The sequence below is a fragment of the Dietzia sp. SL131 genome, from assembly GCF_026672565.1.
Lineage (GTDB): Bacteria > Actinomycetota > Actinomycetes > Mycobacteriales > Mycobacteriaceae > Dietzia > Dietzia kunjamensis.
This window is the reverse complement of the sequence record NZ_JAPPRI010000003.1, coordinates 1,308,221-1,327,099: the sequence shown is the minus strand read 5'-3', so window position 1 is coordinate 1,327,099 and position 18,879 is coordinate 1,308,221. Positions and strand designations below refer to the sequence as shown.

The 18,879-nt window shown below is 69.6% G+C and carries 7 protein-coding genes; 1 reads left to right on the top strand and 6 read right to left on the bottom strand.

What is annotated here, in order from left to right; genetic code table 11:
* Positions 1-48 precede the first annotated feature (48 nt).
* The 5 genes from OVA21_RS06990 to pglX are packed head-to-tail and all read right to left on the bottom strand — an operon-like array spanning position 49 to position 13,984.
* The gene (locus OVA21_RS06990) at positions 49-2,160 is read right to left on the bottom strand and encodes a DEAD/DEAH box helicase (RefSeq protein WP_268092108.1); all 2,112 of its coding nucleotides are present in this window, start codon (positions 2,158-2,160) and stop codon (positions 49-51) included.
* Complete coding sequence (brxD, locus tag OVA21_RS06985) at positions 2,161-3,465, bottom strand: BREX system ATP-binding protein BrxD (RefSeq protein WP_268092107.1); 1,305 nt, start codon at positions 3,463-3,465, stop codon at positions 2,161-2,163.
* Positions 3,466-6,375, bottom strand: coding sequence for a BREX-2 system phosphatase PglZ (pglZ, locus tag OVA21_RS06980; protein WP_268092106.1), 2,910 nt, complete (start codon positions 6,373-6,375; stop codon positions 3,466-3,468).
* Complete coding sequence (locus OVA21_RS06975) at positions 6,372-10,289, bottom strand: DUF6079 family protein (RefSeq protein WP_268092105.1); 3,918 nt, start codon at positions 10,287-10,289, stop codon at positions 6,372-6,374. Before OVA21_RS06975 ends, pglZ begins: the two co-directional genes overlap by 4 nt.
* Positions 10,290-10,294: 5 nt before the next feature.
* Positions 10,295-13,984: a BREX-2 system adenine-specific DNA-methyltransferase PglX gene (gene pglX / locus OVA21_RS06970; protein ID WP_268092103.1), complete on the bottom strand. Its 3,690-nt coding sequence runs from the start codon at positions 13,982-13,984 to the stop codon at positions 10,295-10,297.
* A gap of 102 nt (positions 13,985-14,086) precedes the next feature.
* Between pglX and OVA21_RS06965 the strand changes: the two genes are divergently transcribed.
* Positions 14,087-14,770 (top strand): hypothetical protein, encoded by a 684-nt coding sequence (locus OVA21_RS06965; RefSeq protein WP_268092102.1) that lies wholly within the window; start codon positions 14,087-14,089, stop codon positions 14,768-14,770.
* Positions 14,771-14,778: 8 nt separating this feature from the next.
* Here the strand turns inward: OVA21_RS06965 and OVA21_RS06960 are convergent, their stop codons facing one another.
* On the bottom strand, positions 14,779-18,843 hold the full coding sequence (locus OVA21_RS06960; protein ID WP_268092101.1) for a protein kinase domain-containing protein: 4,065 nt from the start codon (positions 18,841-18,843) through the stop codon (positions 14,779-14,781).
* Between the last annotated feature and the right edge of the window lie 36 nt (positions 18,844-18,879).

Sequence of the window (18,879 nt, the reverse complement as noted above, 5' to 3'; positions counted from 1 at the left end):
TGTCTTGGCCAGCGGTCGAGTCTCCGAGGTCCCCGTCTTCGTTACCTATCAGGTGGTTAGCCTTCGCGCGATGACCTCTTGAGCCCACTCCACGGGCAACGCCTCCGAGAACTTGAGCTTGTCGACCAGCGTCGGCGGCACCGCAGGAAGCGGCCGCTCGCTCTCCGGCAGTGACGCCCAGAACTCTAGCCGCTCAGCCGCCGGCCCGGTGGGCATGCTCTCGTGCAGGGTAATCGCGTCGGGCTGGACGATCCCGCCCTGCGGCGCCAGCTCTTCGCCTAACGCCGGCCCGAGAGCCGCCTGGTACCGACGGTTGGCGGCACTGCCCTCGTAGGTCCACCATTTCCGGACATTGTCCGTTGTCGTCCACACAGGACCGTGCGAGCTGACCGTGTGACGCAGCCGGTCCTCATCGTCGGCGAGCGCGGCGCGCGCCCGCGCGGTGAGGCGGATCTGTTCGGGAAGTTCGCCCAGCAGCACAGCGCGCATGCCCTGCGCGACCTGCCGACCGATGTCGGCGCCCCCGAACCCGTACCGTGCTCTGCCCCCGCCCGCGGCGGGCTCGACTTGCACCCGGTGCCTGGGCCAGTTGATGTCGGTGACCTTCCAGGACCGCCCGGCAAGAAGCAGATGGATCGGCCCGTCGCCGCCAGTGAGAGCCCTCCACTCCACGGTCCCAACCTCCTGCCGGCCGGCCAGAACGGTGAACTCCCGAGGCATTGCGAAGGTAGTGAGCAGGTCCATGAAGTGGCGGCGGCCGAATACTCTCTCGGCGTCGGGCCCGAGGAACATGGCGCCGCCGTCGACGTTGAGGTAGCCCCGCTCCACCAGGAAGTCGACGATCAGCTCGGCGGGACGCTCCAGGGTGTCCACATGCACGAGCGGGGTGGCCGCCCACCGGTCCTGCCAGCCGTACCGCGGCAGCGCGCCCTCCTGCAGCATCGCGGCCATGATCTGCTGCGCTACCAGGTGCAGAGGTACCGGAGGGGGCATAACGGGCTCGACGTATCCCGTGCCCCAGGCGTGCAGGAGACCCAACGTCCGGAGCAGGTGCCGCGGCTCCGTGGCGATGAACAGGCAGTTCCGGACGGTATCGGCCCGCCGGCCAGTGCGCCCGAGACGCTGGAGGAAGCTCGACACGGACCCCGGTGCGCCGATCTGGATCATCCGGTCCAGATCCCCGATGTCGATGCCCAGCTCGAGGGTTGAAGTCGCCACGATCACGCAGTCGCGCGCTTCGGCAAAGGCCAGCTCGGACCGCCTCCGTTCCTCGGCGGAGAGCGACGAGTGCGAGAGGTACACGTCCACGTCGAAGCCCCGGAGCATCGATGCGAGCTCCTCGGCCTGCCGCCGACTGTCCACAAAGACGAGCCGCTTCTGCCCCCGGTACAGCTTGGACAGCAACACAGCGGCGGAGTCGAGGGTATCGACGGCGTCCACGACGATGTCCGCGTCGCCGGCGACGGGCCGGACCGCCTCACCCACGGCGACGCCCGGCGCGATCACACGCCCGGCCCTCCCGTCGACGCCGCCCTGCAACCACCGCAGTAGATCCTCGGGGTTGCCGACGGTTGCGCTCATCCCGATCCGCTGCAGCGGCCGCCCGACCAGGTGCTCGAGACGCGAGAGGACGGCGGACAGGTGCCATCCTCGGTCGTCACCGGCAAAGGCATGCACCTCGTCGATCACCACGGTCCGCAGGTTCGCGAACAGCGTGCGGTGGTCGGTCTTGGTGGAGGCGAGCATCGCCTCGATGGATTCGGGTGTGGTGAGCAGGATGTCCGGCGGGTCGGCGCGGATGGCTCTGCGGGCACTCTCGCCGACGTCCCCGTGCCATACCTCGACGCGGCGACCCATCCACGCGGTGTAGTCGACCAGACGCACCGCGAGGTTGTTGAGTAGCGCCTTGAGCGGGGTGACGTACAGCACGGTCAGCCCAGCCCAGTCTTCGTGGGCCATGCGGGTGAGGACGGGGAAGACGGCGGCCTCGGTCTTACCGCCGGCGGTCGGCGCGAGCAGTAGGGCGTCCCCGCCGTCGATCAGCGGCCGGACGGACTCCTCCTGCAGTGGCCGCAGGCCGGGCCATCCGAGGGAGTTGACCACGTGGTGCTGCAGTAGCGGGTGCAGCGCGGGGAAGCCCTGCGGGGCGTGGTGGTCCATTTAGAGCTCGATGGCGTCGGGGTCATCGATGATTGACGACGACGACGAGCTCGCCACCGCGGACCGTTCGCTCTGACTGAGGTCGGACGCGTCGAGCGTCGGGGTGAAGTGCTGCCGCGGAAGGAAGTCCGGGAACATCTCGACGCGATCCAGGCAGTCGACGAGCATCCGCAGGTACTGGCGAGGTGCGATCCCCACCTGGCCGCCGAGTTTTCCCGCCACGGACTCGGCGAGCACGCGCAGGAACGCGTCGTCGACGAGGGTGGTGACCCGCTGGGCGACGGCGGGGTCGAGGCCGACCGCGTAGAGGTCACGCACGCGCGATCCCACCTCGACCAGGCGGTCGAAGTCGAAGGCCTGGAGCCGGATCTGTGGCTGCCGGGGGTTGTCGAATCGGGGGTCGGCGTCGAATTTCACGCCGATCCGTTGGTCGAGCGGTGGCAGGCGTTTGATGCCCTGCTGTCCTTCGAAGAAGGCGCTGGTCCCGGTGATGAGTAGGTACATCCCGGGGTAGCGGCCGGAGTCGAGTTCGTCTATCCACTGCCGCAGGGCGTTGAGCGCCTTCTCCCGGACGTCGCCGCGCATGCGCTGGAGGGTCTCGACCTCATCCAGTACGAGTAGCAGGCCCCGGTGACCGGAGCCGGCGAGCACCTGGAGTAGCCCCTGAAAGAAGCCCATGGCCAGGAAGTGGTCGAGTTCGCCCTTCACCCCGGCGGCGCGCTTTGCCGACGCCGCCACGTTGCGTTGTCCACCAAGCCAGGCGGCAAGCCCGTCGGCAACCTCGGTATCACCGTTGAGTAATGCGTCCCGATACCCGCGCAGGGCGAGTGGGAACACGGGCGCAGCGTCGGCGACGGAGCGCAGTCTCTCTTCGAGCAGTTCGGCGCCGTCTGCTCCGGAGGAGGCCGCGTCGTCTTCCACTCCGAGGAGCCAGTCGTCGAGTACGGCCCGGAATGCCTGTCGAGAGACGGCGGGGGTGCGGAGTTCTTCGCAGGCCCTCCGGTACACGGTCTCGAGCCGATGCAGGGGCGTCTCGAGTTCGGAGATCTGGACCTCGGACACGGCGAACCCGCGGTCGAGGGCCTGCTGCTGGAGCCAGCGCGCGAAGAAGGTCTTGCCGGATCCGTACTCGCCGCGGACTGCCTTGAACACGGCGGCGCCGCCAGCGACCTTGTCCAGTTCTTCTCCCAGGACCGGCGCGAGCCGGTCGAGGCCCACGGCGAGCTGGTCCAGCCCGTCGGCGGGGACGGTGCCGCGGCGGAGGGCGTCGATGATTGCGGTACGGCGGGCGGGGGAGACGGTCATCTACAGTCCGAACTGTTCAAAGAGGGTCTGGGACGCCAGCACCACGTCGTTGTCTTCACGCTCGAGGACCGGCATGCCGTCGATGTTGACCACCTTCTGGATCCGCGCGATGGTGCCGCTGACTTGAAGCGCATTGAGCCCTAGCAAGTTGCCGAGCACTGCGACGGGCATGCGGCCGTTGTTGGCGGCGACTTCGCGCAGCACGTCCGCCAACTCGCTTGGAGTGGGCTTGAGCTGTTGCGTTTTGACCCGGTCCTTGAAGTACGGACTACGGCTCAGATCCGCAAACTTATCGGCGGGCTTCCTCGACCGGTCGGGAGTCGGGGAAACAGGACGCTCATCGGCGTCGAGCGACTCGAACAGCGAGACCTGGTTGGCGTCTCTCTGCGCGGCGCGGCGCGTAGAGGGTGTCGGCGCGGTCGGCTGCTCGGCCCGACCTGCGGCGGGCTGCCCCACGGCCGACTTGGCCTCAGTATCCGTCGAGGACGCTGTCGCTATCGGCCACCACGCGGGCCACGGATCCTGGACGGGCGGCCCAGCGGGGAACGGCGAGTCCTCTCCGAGCCCGTCGAGACTCTGGACCAGGACGGCGACGGGCGCGCAGACCTCGGCGGGGGAGGCACCGCCGTGGTAGCCAGCCTTCTTGCCGGTGTAGCGCAGGTCCTCGTCCACGGCCAGGATCGCCTCGTGCCGGGGTGCGCCGTCGACACCTGGCGCGAGGATCCGGTCACCGGAGACGTACCGCTCGTTCTCCCCGGCGGGGCCCCCGGCGGCGGGCCGCCACCGCGCGCTAACGGCGCCGTCGGCCGTAACCTTGCCCACCAGGCTGCGCTCGACCACATGCCCGTGGTCGGAGAGCAGGACCACGTCTCGTCCGACGGCGCGGGCGTAGTCGAGCAGCTTGTCCAGGTGGGTGATGCGCGAGGTGGTCCAGGCGGTGGCGATGGGGTCGGACCGGTCCAGAGCGTCGTCGACGGTGTTGAGCACCGCCCCCACCACGGGGACGTGCTCGGTGTCGTAGATGGCGCTGCGGACGGTATCGCCGATGCTCGCGTCGAGGTCTGCCTTGTGGAACAGCGGCCCGTCGCTGACCGAGGGATGGGCGGGGAACTGGGCGGCGAACCCGGTCCGCTCCTCCTGCTGCCCGCCGAGGGCCAGCTCTCCGCTGAGCATGGAGGTCCTCGACGCTGTGGTCACCGACGGCAGGGCGGAGGCGGCCACGTCGAGTCCGAGGGAGGCCAAGTCGAGCCGCTGCCAGACGGTGGCGTGACGGGCTGCCACGTCCTCGAGAAGCCCGTGCGCAGCGGCCACGGAGAGTCCATCGATCACCACCACGAGCAGCGCCCGCTCACTCCGTTGACCGGACTCGACCGGCCCGGACTTCCGCAGGGGCGCGACGACCCTGGACAGCACGTCCTCCACGAGCAGGGCGTCGCCAGCGGTGGAGCGGTCGGCCAAACGCGCACCGACGAGCGCAGCGAAGGTCCGGTCGATGTCGCGTCGTACGGCGAGGGTGCGGTCGAGGACGCGACGACCGAGCGCGTCGGGGTCCGCCGCAGACTGCCCGATCGCGGGCTTGGGATCGGCGGTGAATCCACGCCACGCCGAGTTGACGGCCCGGTCCACCCAGCTCAGCTCGTCAACGTACGCGCGCATCGCCTCGACGTGACCGACAGAACGCATCCGGTCGGCCACGGCGGTGGCCTCGGTCCGGTTCCACCGGTGGAGCCGGACCAGCGCGGCGGCGGTCTCGAGGTCGTCGGGCCGGGAGCGCTCGGCTTCGACGTGCGCCCGCAGCGCCTCGAGCCCCCGCAGCAACGCGGTCTCGCTCCCTCCGTCGAGGGTGGTGGCGAGGCCGCGGGCGTACACGTCGAGGCGTCGTTGGAAGGCGCCGGGCAGGACGGTGGATCCGGCGAGGAGGGAGGCGCCACCGTTCTGCTCGAATCCGGTGATCAACCGGTGGGCCTCGCCGAGTACGGCGGTGAGCGGCTGCCCGTTATCGAGTGAGATGCGGACGGCCTTGGCGGCGGCGGACCCCCATTCGCGCAGGGACTGGTCGCCGAGGGTGGTGCCGATGTGGTGGCTGAACAGGGCCCGCGCTCCGGTGAGTTCCGTGGGTGTGTCCTGCCAGTCGGGCGTGCGGAGGGTCTCTGCTACCAGGCCGGCGGGCAGGAGCCCTCGTGGCCCGTTCTTGGCCCACAGACTGCGGATCCCGGGACCGGTCAACGTGAACGTGCGGCACAGCCACGTGATGAGCCCCGCGCGAACGTTAGACGTGAGCCGCGAGGCCAGATCGTCCCACGCGGCGTGGGCGTCGGGGGTGGCGCTCCACGCCAGGAGGTCCGCGAGCCGGTAATCCGGTTCCAGACCCAGCACGAGCGTGCTGATGGCCCCATAGAGGTGGTCGGCGGTGAGGACCGGAGTCGGAGTGGGCGCGAGGGAGTCGCGGTGGTCGGCCAGCGCGGTCGTGAGCGCCCGAACGTCGTCCCGCCCTCGGGGGATGCGGCCGTCGGTCTTGTCGGCGGAGAACATCCCAAGCAGGGTGCCCACGGGGTCGAGCTCCCGCATGCGCCCGAGCGGTTGGAAGTGCTCCTTAACTCCCTGGGGAATCTGCTCCTCGGGAAGGTCGGTGAGCACGACGCGCCACGGCACCTCGGGATCCTTGCGGTGCCGCACCACGTCCCGGATCTCCAGCACAGTCCGGCAGCAGTGGACCGGCACGGTGAGGTCGTCGACGCGCAGCTCGGTGCCGTCCCATTCGGGACGGGCGTGCATCACCAGCAAACCGCGCTTGTGCTGCTTGTCCCGGTAGAGGCCGTGGAGGAGGGGAATGAGGTCGGCGGCGGTCGCCGTCCCGAGGGACGACGACGAGGTGGCTCCCCGCGCAACCCCTGCGCTGGCCGTGGTCATGTCTCGGGCTCCTCGGCGGTGATCTCGATCCGGAAGCGCGTGCCAACCCCGTAGCTTCGCCCAAGATCAGCAAGGGCGGTGTGGATCGCCTTTTCAACTTGGCTACCGCGCGCCTCGAAGGTCCTGCGTGCACCGGAGCCCTCAATCACCACGCCGTCTGCTCCCGAGCCGCCGTCGGTATCGCCGTCGTCGCCAGTCCCGGAACCGCCTTCATCCCCTGGACCCGCGCCTCCACCGGTGTCCCCAGTGCCAGTGCCGCCAGCGCCCCCGCTCCCAGGTCCGTCTCCGCCGGCGATCACCGTGTTGATCCAGTCCTGCGCGCGCTTCTCGAACTTCTGAACAGACGTAACCAGATGCTGGACGAACTCGTGGGAGTCGACGCCCTTGTCGAGGTCCACCACGATCTGCCCGGCCTCGGCCCCGAGGGGGCCCTCCTTAGCCCGGCCGCCGAGCAGAGTCTCGAGGTTCGGGCCGACGTTGCGTGCCACCGCGGCGACCTCGTCGGCGCTCGTGATGGACAGGCTCGCCTCGTTCGTAGTCGCGCCGAGGTAGGTGCCCGGGCCCTCCCCGGCGGCGGCGAGGGCCGCCACAACCTCACCGTGGTGCTGCTTCTTGCGCACCAGCGTCTGCAGCAACTCGGTCTGTCGGCGTGCCAGCTGGAGGCGGCGCCCCTCCTGGCTGCGGCCCAGACGCTGCTCGAGCTTCGACAGCTGCTCGACCAGATCCTCGCTGGACCGCTTGTACTCCTCGGCAGCATCGGCCGCCTCGGTCACCAGGTGGGTGAGGTTGGTGGGGGAGAGGTGGCCGCGCTCGGGAATGCCGAACAGATGCTGGGCGGCCTGGACGGCGCGATCCCATTCGTCCTGCTCCGGCAGCACGGGTTCGCGCAGCTGGTGGGACTGCTGGATGTCCTTGAAGGCCGGCGCTGCGACGGGGGTGCCATAGGTAAACCAGCTACGGTCGCGCGACTCGGCCCAGGCCGCCGCAAGGAGGGTGGTGCAGTCGCGGTTGAGCCCTGCTTGCGGCATGAGCTTCTCCACTGCCGCTACGACCTGCGCCACCGTGAGCACACCGTCGGCCTGCCCGGATTTCTCCGCCTCGGCGAGCGCGCGGTCGACCTGCCCGGCCAGGGTGGCAAAGGTGGCGCTGGGGAACACGAGGTGAGACTCGTGGACGTCGGCCACCCGGAGGCCACCCAGCACGAGCTGCACGGACTTGCGCTCGGCCGCGACAAACGCGGCGCGGCCGTCCTCGCGGGCGTCGGACCGGCGCAGCACGTCGAGTGAGACCGCGAAGTCCTTCTGCGTGAGCGCGCTGGTGGTGTCGAACCGCGGGTGGTCGGGGTAGCGCTGGTCAAAGGCCTGGTCGTAGAGCCGCCGGGCGGCCTCGCGCAGGGAGGCGCCGACGGGCCGCTGCACCACCACGGAGGAACTCAACGAGCGGACGGGCGGCTGCCCCTCGGGGAACACCGCCCCCTCGGCGATGCCGTACATCTTGCGCAGGATGGCGGATAGCTGCCCGGCGAGCTGGTTCCGTTGGGTGACCATGACCTGGCGGACGCGCTCGCGGTCGCCGTCGGCGAGGTAGCTGGTGTAGCCGAGCCACTTCTCGGACTGCAGCACCCAGTCCATGGTGACGAGCTTGCCCAGGTCGTCCATCTGCTTGCGGTCGAGGAACGCCGGCAGCCAGGCCAGGGTGAAGTGGTCGTGGCCTTCGGTTCGCAGGCGGTCCAGGCGGGCGTGGTCCTCGGAGACGCCGTGGCCCTCCTCGTCGAACGGCAGGTCCACGATCACCCGCAGCGCCCCCGGCTCGACGGGGGCCAGGAGGGTGTCCGGCACGGAGCCGGGGTCGCGGACGTTGCCAAAGACGATCTCGACGGTCCGGTTCGTGCCGCGCCAGGTGATCCTGGTCGAGCGCGCGCCGTCGGCCTGCGGGTCGATCGCGCCGATGCCGAACTCCTCCTGCAGCATCGACCGAAGGCGTTCGCGGCGCCGGGAGAAGGTGTCCTCTCCGCGGGCCCGCTCGAGGATCTCGTCGAAGGGCAGTTCCTCGAGGGTGATGGAAATGAGCGGATCGTGGCTATCGGTGCCCACGGTGATCTCGGGGACCGAGGTGTTCCACTCCCGCACCGAGGCGAGCGCGCGCGTCGGCGCGTCGGAGGCGACGATCGAGACGAGCTCCCCGTGGTTGAGGTGGGCGAGCCGACTGGCGGTGAGCGCCTTGAGCCCGGGCACCTCGGGCGCCAGCGCAGAGAGCAGCAGGGTCTTGGCCAGCCGGAGCTGGGCACGGACCCCCTTGGGCTGGTCCAGGTCCCGGATGCCGGGGTCGGCGTCGGGGAACTGGGCCAGCACGGCCGGCCGGAGCTTGTCGTGCCACAGCGTGCGAGCGGTGCGGAAGCGGGCGGCCACCGCCTCGTCGGTCCCGCTCTTCTGGGTGCCGTCGATGATGTAGTCGAACACCTCGCCGACGGGGATCACTTGGTCGATGGTCATGGTGTCGGCCAGGTCCACGAGCATCGACTCCATCACCTTGAGCGCGGTGCGGTCGCGCTGCATGGCGGTGGACAGGTGGACCAGGGTGTCGATGAGGACCGGGCTGAAGGGGTAGGTGAGCCGGAACTGTTCCTCGGTGGAACCGCGGTGCTGGTCGTCGGTGTTGACCTTGTCCAGCAGGACGGGCTTGACGGCCGGGGACAGGTGCAGCCGCTGGAACGAGGCCTCCAGCGCCTCGACCGCGGCGGCGTCCTTGGGGGTCAGGAGCCGGCGGTGGGCGATCTGCGGCAGGTTGGCCGAGCCGAGCGAGATGCCGGAGAAGCGGCCCTCCTGGTGGGCGATGGCCTGTTCGCGGATCTTGGTGGCCTCGCCGGCCTCGATCGAGGAGTCCTTCCACGCCTTGAGGTCGTGCTGGCGGGCGATGAAGCTGACAACCGGCACCGCCATGCGGCCCTGGTCGGATTCCACGAACCCGGTGAGCTTCTGGATCTCGCGGCCAAAGAAGTCGCGGTTGGAGAAATGGAAGGTGAGCCACAGGATCAGCTCGTCGAGCAGCAGGACCACGGCCTCGTAGCCAAGGGTCTTGGCGTGCGCGGCGATCGCGGCCAGCCCCTCGGGCAGGTGCACCCAGTCGGTGTTGGTATGCGCGGAGGTGATCCACGTCTGGCCGAGCGCGGAGACCAGCGCCTCGCGCTCGACGCGGGAGGCGGCCGGGTGCCGGGCGCGGTCGTAGGTGTCGCGGTCCCAGGTGGCGGCGGTGGCGCCGCCGAGGGCGGCCAGGTCCAGGCCCCCGGGGGTCGACGACGACGAGGTGCTGCCGCCCGGCCCAGTGGTGGCAGCGGCCAGGCGGGCGAAGAACCTCTCCTCGCCGACCTCGGCCCGCATCTGTTCGGCGTTCTCGAGCAGCCCGTCTGCCTGGTGGAGCACCGGCGGGGTGACACCGGGGTGGAGCCGGCTCAGGTGCGCCAGGTACGCCGAGAACAAGGTGTCCTCGATGGAGTTGGAACCCAGGAAGTGGAAGGGAAGCGCGAGGATCGTCGACGAGGTGGCCCGCGGGTGGGCGGCGATGTGCTGCTGGAGTTCGCCGATCGCCCGGGCGCGGGGGTCGCCGGTGAGCAGGGCCAGCAGGACGGCCATGAAGTGTGACTTGCCGGAGCCGAAGGAACCCTTGAGGAAGGCGCCCTTGTTCTCCCCGGACGCGAGGGCGCTGTCGACCAAGGCCAAAGCCTCGTCAAAGGCCTCGCCAATGGACGGAGTCACCACGTACTCGTTGAGGGTGGTGCCGAGTTCGTCCCTGGTGACGGCGTCGGAGAGTTGGAGGACGAACGTTGAGGTCCCCGCGTGCTCGGGGATCGAGAAGACATTACGCAGGGTGGGGCTGGTGCCCGACCCTGCCGTCGCGCCGGGAGGGGTAAAGGCCATGTCCTCTAGCTTTCCGTATCGGGTGACGGGGCGGCGGCTGCGACGCGCCTGCGGCCGCGGGTCGCGGGGGCGGGACGCCAGGCTGCCAGGTCGGCGATCGCCACGCCGGAGCGCTCGGCGAGCGTGGTGAGCTGCCCGGCGAGGTAATCGGCCCAGTCGATCCCGGCGTGGGCGTCCATACCGGAGTGCCACTGACGGATCCACGGCAGCAGCTCGGCCAGCCCCGCCACCAGGGGGACCATCTGGGCGGGGTCGGTGTCGTCCTTGCGTTCGTCGTACAGCGAGACCAAGGCGATGCCCTGCTCGGCGTGGTCCCAGCCCGCCCAGCCCAGCATCGCGGTGGGGTCGTCCGGACCCGAGGCGCCGGGGTAGGCGATGAAGCGTTCCTTGGGCACGTCGAGTTTGCCGCGGGCCTGCCAGTACGAGGCCTTGCGGAAGTCCGCGGAGGTGTACTTGGGCGGCACCGGGACCTGGGCGGTGGTGAGCTCGCCGCGGTCCTCGGCGCGCTGGGCATCCCACGTGGCCTGCCATTCGGCGAACTTGCGCAGGCCCGAGTCCTTGAGCCGGAGGGCTGCCAGGTACGGCACCGCCTCATCGGCCAGCAGCGCCACGAGGGTGGTGAGGACGCCGGCCTGCCGTTTGGTCGACCACAGCTCCAGCGCCTCGGCCACCCCGCTCAGCCGCGGGTCGGTCTCGACCCTCGCGGCGAGCTGGCGCACCGACTGGGGCTGCGGGTACCCGTTGGGGTCCTTCCACAGCTCGGTCGTCTCCAGCCGGTCCAGGATCCACGCCGCGAGCGCCGACCGGACCCTCTCTGCCCACGGCACGGACGACCAGCGCCGCTTGTACTCGGGCCGCTCCAGCAGCTCCAGGGACCGATCCTCGGCGATGAGGTCCAGGCGTCGCTGCACGGCATCGCGGTACTCGCTCGGCAGGTGCGCCGGGATCTCGGTGACCGGGGTCGAGCGGTGACGCTCGAACCACACCGTCTCGGCCTCGCCGGCCTGCACCCGGCGCGCCAGGGCGATCTCGAAGGCCCGCTCACCCAGCGCCAGCCCGGGCACCTGACCCACCGGGAGGGACAGGTCGGAGTCGGTGAACCCGTACAGGTGATAGACCTGCCAGTCGAGTTCCTCCTGCTCGGCGATCATCAACCCGCGGAGGCGTTCCCATTCGGCCTCGCCGCGGGCGAACACCTCCGCCGAGGGAGTGGAGTTGTCGAGAAGCGCGGCCGGCTCGACCGCCGCCAACTCCTGCGCCAGCTGGTCGATGCGCCGAGCGCGATCCAACGTCGATCCGGCGGGAAGAGGGAAGTCCTTCAGCGTCGTGCCCGTGAATTCGTACCTGTCCGCCCAAGGCTGCTGGCTGACTCGTGCACCGGAATCTCCGATGGGGTCTCCGCCCTTGGGGTAGCTGTTCTGTTTGAGCCAGAAGCAGGCCGTCGACGAGTTCAGCACCCCCAGCAGTTCGAGGTGCTCGTCCTCGCTCGCCCCCTCCGGCAGCTTGATCACCGGCGCCGAACGGTTGAACACCTTCCCGCCGCGATCCAACACAAAATGGTTATGCGTCGCCACAAACGCAAACGCGATCGTCAGAGGTGTCCACTTAATGGATGTCGGAACTTGATGCCACTCGAACCACTCGCGACCGTCTGCGTAATAGGGGAGCTTGTTGAACGTCGCTCTGGTCGCCGCCACCGTCCGGTTTCTCCATAGCAACCTGTGCCAATTCCTGAAGGAATCAATTAACCTCAGTTTCATATCGGGGGTGTAGGGGAACCAACTCCGTGTCTCTGCCGCGAGCTGATGATCTCGGATTTCATCTCCAACCACCAAAGTGTTGGTGCTTTCCACTTCAAGCCCAAAACGCCTGACCGTTGACGGACTCACCAAGAAGGCAGGGTCCGCGTTCGTCATCCCGAACACCCCGACTTTCACCGCAGTCTCGGCGATGGTTGCGATAGCAGCGAGGTCAATGCGCTCCGCCACAGCGCTTGCCCTTCCGCCCTGCAATGACCAGGGGTGCTTCCCAAGTGAGTTGCGCGGTAAATCACTGATGCTTAGCCACTGGTCCTCGTGGCCTGGGGCGTCAATATGCTCGACGATGCTGCGCCACACCAGCCCGTGGGCGGGATCCTCCGGTGCGTCAGGCTCGCCCTGAATCCCGAGCACCGCCCGGACGGTGGCTGCGCTCGGTCGGCGATTCCGCGACACGAGCGTCACCGTGGGGGTGCCGTGACCCGGAATGTACGCGCCGGACGTGTCGATCACCTCGAGTAGATCGACCCGCGGGAAGAACTCCTCAATGAGCGGAACTCCGAACTCGCGAGCCATGAACGAGTTCGAGGTGATCTGACCGATCCACCCGGCGCGGGAGGGATCGAGCGTGCCCGACTTGGCCAACGAGTGGAACTGCTCCATGAACGGCACCGTCAGCGCGTACGTGCCCTTGCAGAATCCGTACAGCTCCCGGTACCGCTGATTGAGGACCTTGTCCTTGACGGTGATGTAGGGCGGATTGCCCACCACCACGTCGTACTGATCCCGCGCCAGCGTTCCCCGCAGCGCTGCCGCGTCTTCGGTGGTCAGGTGCGCGCCACTGGCGAGCGCATCCGGATCGACGGTGAGGTCCCCGTAGTCGAACCCGGATTGTCCCGCCGAGTCCTCACTCCACAGCAGCGAGTCACCGGCATACACCTGTAGCGGCAGCGCGGGCACATTGAGCAGGCTCGCCCCGCCGGCCGCCTGGAGCGCCGCCACCATGAGCCGGAACTGGGCGATCGCCACCGCGAACGGGTTGATGTCCACGCCGTGAATGGAGGACAGCGCCAGGCGCACCTGCTCTATTGCTTCCATCCCGGGCGCCTCGGTGCGCCAATAGTCGAGCATCCTCTCGAAGCCGCCGAGCAGGAAGTGGCCCGACCCGCAGGTCGGGTCGATGATCTTGAAATCCACCGCCCCGGTGCGACCCTCGGCGTCGACCGACGGGAGCCGGGGGGAGCGTTCCTTGAGCGCCGGGGTCAGCGTGCGATCGAGGATGAACTCCTCGACGAACTCCGGCGTCTGCAGCAGCGCGTACTTCTTCTTGGCGTACTCAGACAGGTCCTGGTACATGTCACCCAGGAAGCGGGTGTCCAGCGCCGGGTCGCGCAAGGACCAGACGGTCGCGTTCTGGGCATCGGCCTGCCGCCAGAACTCCACCAGCCGCTGGGCTGCGTCGTCGCTCGGCTCGGCGATGTGAATCCCGGCGTGCTCACCCACCAGCGACGCCGCCGCGGGGGAACGGTCGAGTTGAGCGAACGCGTGGCGAAGGTAGCCGCGGAACCCCTGATCCAGGTTCGCCGAGAAGAAGCGGTCCTGTTCGTCCACCGCCCGCCGGCGCCCGTCCGCGTCCGCGCCGCTGATCCAGCGTCGATGTGAACCCAGCAGGTCATTGTCCTCACAGAACCGCACGAACACGCTCGTAAGCACCCACCCGACCGCGGCCTGGGTAAGCTGATCCTCCTGCCAGTCGGCCCACGTGGCGCCGGTGCGCTGGGAGTCCTTGAGGGCGGCGTGGGTGGCCTTCCACTCCGCGGTGGTGGCGGCATCGGCTACGAGGCGCGTCCGCATGTCGTCGACAAGCTCCCGCACCACCGGCTGCAACGCGTCCGTGAGCGTCTGCTGCTCCGTCGACTTACGCCGCTTACCCGCCACCTGGCACCTGGCCTCTCACACAAAGAGAACCCGCGACGTGCGAGTCCCTCGAACATCCTACGAAGCAGGTCAGACACGGATGACCCGGATAGTGTTTCTGGCATGCACAACGACGAGGAGCGCCAGCGCGCGGTGTCCGCGATCGACGCCCAGATCGCCGCTCTCATCGAGGACGGCGTCCCCGCCGACGGTTCGCGGATTCGCGCCCTCAAGGCCAAGCGGGCAGTCGCGCAGAAGAGCAAGAAGGCGATCAAGCGGACCGTGCGCAAGGCTCGGGAACGGGAAGCCGCCGCGGCCTCGGCCGGTGTTTCAGGCCCCGATACGACGAGGGACTCCACGAAGGCCGCCGGTCGCGCTGCACTTGTGCCGGATTCCACCGCCGACACCAGACGCCTTCAGTCGCTCCCCGCCAAGGAACGCAAACGTGTTGAGACCGCCCGGATCCAAGTCCTGCAGGCCCTTACATGGTGCGACGAACCGTCCTCCGAGGGGGTCCGGGACGCCATCGCGCGCTGCGATGCCGACATCAGCGCCCTCATCGACAGGGGAGTGAGATACGAGGCGGACTCCCGGACCCAACTGCGGAACCGACGATCCCAGCTCAAGGAGCTCGCGGGAGCATTTGCCTCCAGACGCCGTAAGTCGCCGCCCTCGGAGCTCGAGCTGGCCTTCCTCCTGGACGCGTACCTGCAGCGCCGCCGCCAAATCCGCCGCGGACCGGACAACGTCGTAGGCGTGCTGGATGTGCGGTCCGGGGGAGCGCCCTCCCTGGGCAAGCGGAAGTAGCCGCTCGCCTACACGCTCACCAACTGTGAGTCGCTGGTGATGGGCAGCGGCCGGCCGTCCACCTGGTCTGGTTGACCGGGAGCGTCCTTGGCGCGGCCGGTCACCAGCACCACCGGCCGTCGGGGCGGAGCGGTGAGATCCGTCCACCGCGCGAGCTGGGACAACTGGGCATACTCGGCCAGCAGCGAGGCCTCCGTGAGGACCAACGCCGCGCCGTCCGCGGCGTCGACGTTGTCCAGCACCGTCCGCACGTTGGCCTCCATCACCCCCCGCACCTGCTCGGGCGGCAGCCTCAGGAAGTCCCCGCGCTTGTCCAGCTGCCCGCTGGTCTCCAGGAGGGAGTCGACGCTGGAGAGCACCTCCGCCGACAGGTCCACCACCTGACCGCCCAGGCGCACGGCCAGCTTGCTCGCGATCTCGTCTCCACGCCCGTAGGGGACCGAGACGGAGACGAACCCCGGGCCCGAGGCCGACCGCGCCAGCTGGTCGACGAGTGGGTCCTCGGTGCTGGAGCGATCGGTGACGAGCGCCGACGGGGTGCGGGTGTGCACCATGCTCAGGCCGGTGGACTGCTGCGGGTAGCGGAAATCCCGGTGCTGCGGATCCCACGCCATGCCCGGCATGTGCTCGGCCAGCACCGCTTCCACGTCCTCCCGACGGGGCTCGCGGGTCCGCAGCTCCGGGAAGCGGGCGCGGATGAGGTCCTTGAGCAGGCTCAGATCGAACTGCTGGGCCGTCCGCGGCAGCGTCAGCGCGAGCAGCTCCGGCAGCTCCATCGCCGTGGAGTACAGGTCGCCGGTGGCGGTGAGGGCCAGTTCGTCGTCGCCCGCCACCGCGAGCTCCGCCAGCGTGAGCGGGTCGAGGTGGGACTCTGCCTCCGCGACGCCAGCGAGCACTGACCCGGCCGCCCCCCGCAGCTCCGCGTGGACCAGCTCCGCCGGGACGTGCCGAACCCCCGGCTCGGCGAGCAGATCGTGCGCCGCCCGGTTGAGCTCGACCACCAGCGGCCGCGCCCACTCCGGGTGCACGCTCATCCCGATCACGCGGGCCGCGCGCCCGCGGCGCAGCAGCTCCACCTGGGACCCGCCGGCGGTTTCGGCCCGGTGCAGTCCCAGGTCGAACATCCGCAGCACGCCCAGGCGCAGCCGCTCGGAATCGCGATGGCCCTGCCCAGACGGGAGGCTCTGCTCGAGCGCCCCGGCGATCTGGCGGATGCTCGCCACCCCGCCGCGGCGGACGATCTCCCGGCGGGTGGCCGCGCGGATCTCCTCGAAGGCAGCCCTGAGTGACGGGGAGGACTGCCATAGCGCCGGGAACTTGCCCGTGAGCTGCGGGATCCGGCCCGCGCTCAGCCGCAGCGGCTCGGCGTACCGGGACATGGCTTGGAACGGATCTTCCGGCGCCCCCTCCCCGCGGCCCAGGATGGTGCGCACCAGCCGGTGATCGGAGGTTCGCGAGTTGCCCGACGCCCGCAGGAGTTCCTCCGCCAGCTCCGGCAGCGTGGGAAGAGCCACGGCCGTGACCGTGGTGGTGGACTCGCCGCCGGGGGAGGGCACCCTCGTCGTCGTCCCTCTCGTCCCGGTCTCCTTGCCACCGGCGGTGACCGACGCCGACACGGCCGCCAGCTCCTCGCGGAACTCCTGCGCCGACCCGAACCGCGCCCCGAGATTTCCGTCCAGCAGACCGGTGAAGATCGCGGACATGCCGTCGGCCACCTCCCGGCTCCACTCGGGCGGCAGGGAATCGACGTCGATCGCCACGTGACCGTCGGTGAGCGAGGGCTCGCTCACCCCGTCCCCGTACCGGGGCGTCTCGCCCGTCGCCATCTCCAGCAGCACCACGCCCGCCGAGTAGCGCTCCGCCGAGGAGTCCGCGATCCGCCGCGACCGCCGACCCAGGAACGGGTCGCGGTACACGCCCGTGCCCACCTGGGTGTGCTGCAGGGACTCCCGCGAGGCCGAGAAGTCGAACAGCGCCAGGTGCTGGCCGCGCCCGCGCCCCACGATGCCGAGGTTGGCGGGCTTGATGTCCCGGTGGGCCACCCCGGCGGCCTCCAGCGCGACCAGCATGTCTGCCAGGTTGGCGGCGAACCTCCAGAACCGGTCCTGGGAGATCCGGCCGAGCTGCAGCATGCTCGCCAGCGAGACGTCCCCGCAGTCGGTGAGCAGCAGGCAGGTGCGGCGGTCGTGGACGACCATCGGGCCCTCGAGCAGCGCCACGAACAGCGAGGAGTACTTGGCGGGCAGCCCCTGGCCGAGTGACCGCAGGACCTCCGCCTCCGCGGCCAGCCGCTCGGCCGCCCGCTCGTCTCGGGCGACCTTGAGAACCTTGGTCTTGTCCGTGGAGTCGTCGCTGAGGTCCTCCACCTGCAGCCCCACCGCCGTGGAGCCCGAGCCCAGCACCTTCTTAATCTCGAAACGATCCTCGAGCACGCCGCCAATCATCGGGCGCAGCGCGTCCACCTGCTGCTCCACGACCATGGAGGCCTCCGGGCGCCCGGCCTTGGACAGGCGGCGCTCGAACCCGATCACGGGGGAGAGCCCCTGACTGGCGTTTGTGACGTCGAACTTCTTGTTCCTCGCCTCGACCGTCGCCGCGGTGGCGTCCATGACCAGCTCGCGTAGGTCCTGGTCGAACTCGCTCGTCACCGCCGACATGTCCAGGCCGCGGTCCCGCTCCAGGCGGTCCAGGAGCGAGGAGCGGTCGGGCGCCGGGGCCCGGCCGCCGGTGAGGACGTAGTACGCCAGCGCGCCGAGGGAGAACAGATCCGCAGCCATCCGGTCCGGCGTGAGGATGCCCGACGCCTCCGGCGCCAGGTAGACCCGGCCCGCCTGCTCGTCGCCGGGCATCGCGGTGGCCGAGCCCGTGGCCCCCAGGACCGTTCCCGACGGCTCCGCCGTCCCCGCGCCGGACCAGCCGTCGACCTTGACCTCGATCCGGCCGTAGGAGTCGACTGGACGCGTGGCGAGCAGCGCGGCGTTGAGCAGCACGGTGGTGGGATCGAGTCCCCGGTGCGCCACCTGATGACGGTGCGCGTACAGCAGGGCGTCCGCGACCTGGCGGACGATCTCCACCCTCTCCCGGGCCGAGAGCTTGGCGCCCGGCAGCGCGACGTCCAGCGGCCGATGATCCGGCAGCGCCGGGTAGATCACCACTTCGTCCGAGGTGCCGCGCAGCGTCTCCATCGAACGGGGGGCCACGATGTGCTCGTTGCCCAGGCCGGACAGCAGCTCGTACTCCCGGCGCAGCGTCCGGCGCATGCGCATCCGCTCGCCCTCCGTGGCGGCGGCCTCCACGTTGAGCACCCGCGCGCGGATCGGCTCGTGCGTCTCCCGGTGCTCGCCCTCCCACTCATGGAACCGCGGGTCGGGGGAGTCGATCCGGTCGTGCAGGAGGTACGAGCCTGCCAAGTGATCGCGGACCGTTATCCCCGCGATCCGGCGCATGGCGAGCGCGATGAGGATGCTCAGCGCCTCGCTGATCCGATCGCGCCCCACCGGCTCCTGGACGCGGTCGGCAATCGGCGGAAGGTTGGTGTGGACCTCGCGGCCCGGGAAGTCCGCCGGGTCCACCCCGAAGATGTTGTGCGCCTTGTCGGCCGGAAGGTGCGAGACCACCCCGGGGTCGTGGAGGAACACCGCCTCCTGGATCCACGGCAGCCGTCCCACCTTGGCTGCCACGTCGCGGATGTTCTGATCCACGTCCGGATCCCGCGCCATGCGGTTGATTTCTTGCTCCAGCCGGGACTTGAACCGCTGCGCTTTGCGGCGGGTGGCCACCATCGGCGAGCGCATGCTGTCCACGCGGCCGCCCCGGTCGGTCACCCAGCGGTGCTCGTCCCCGCCAATTTTGCCGTGGTACGACTTGAGCTCCAGCAGGTGGATACGGGACTGACCCACCACCAGCGCGTCGACCTCATGCCACTGGCCGTGGCCGTCCTGGAACTCGAAGTTGGCCCACACCCGATACGGCGCCGAGTCCGGCACGGCGTTGGCGAGCAGGGCCAGGCCCTGCTTCTCGTGCTCGAACGCCGAGCGGGAGACCTCTTTCCAACGATCGGAGTTCTGAAGCACGGTGAGTGGGTCTCCTCGGGGGCGGAACGGGACGGC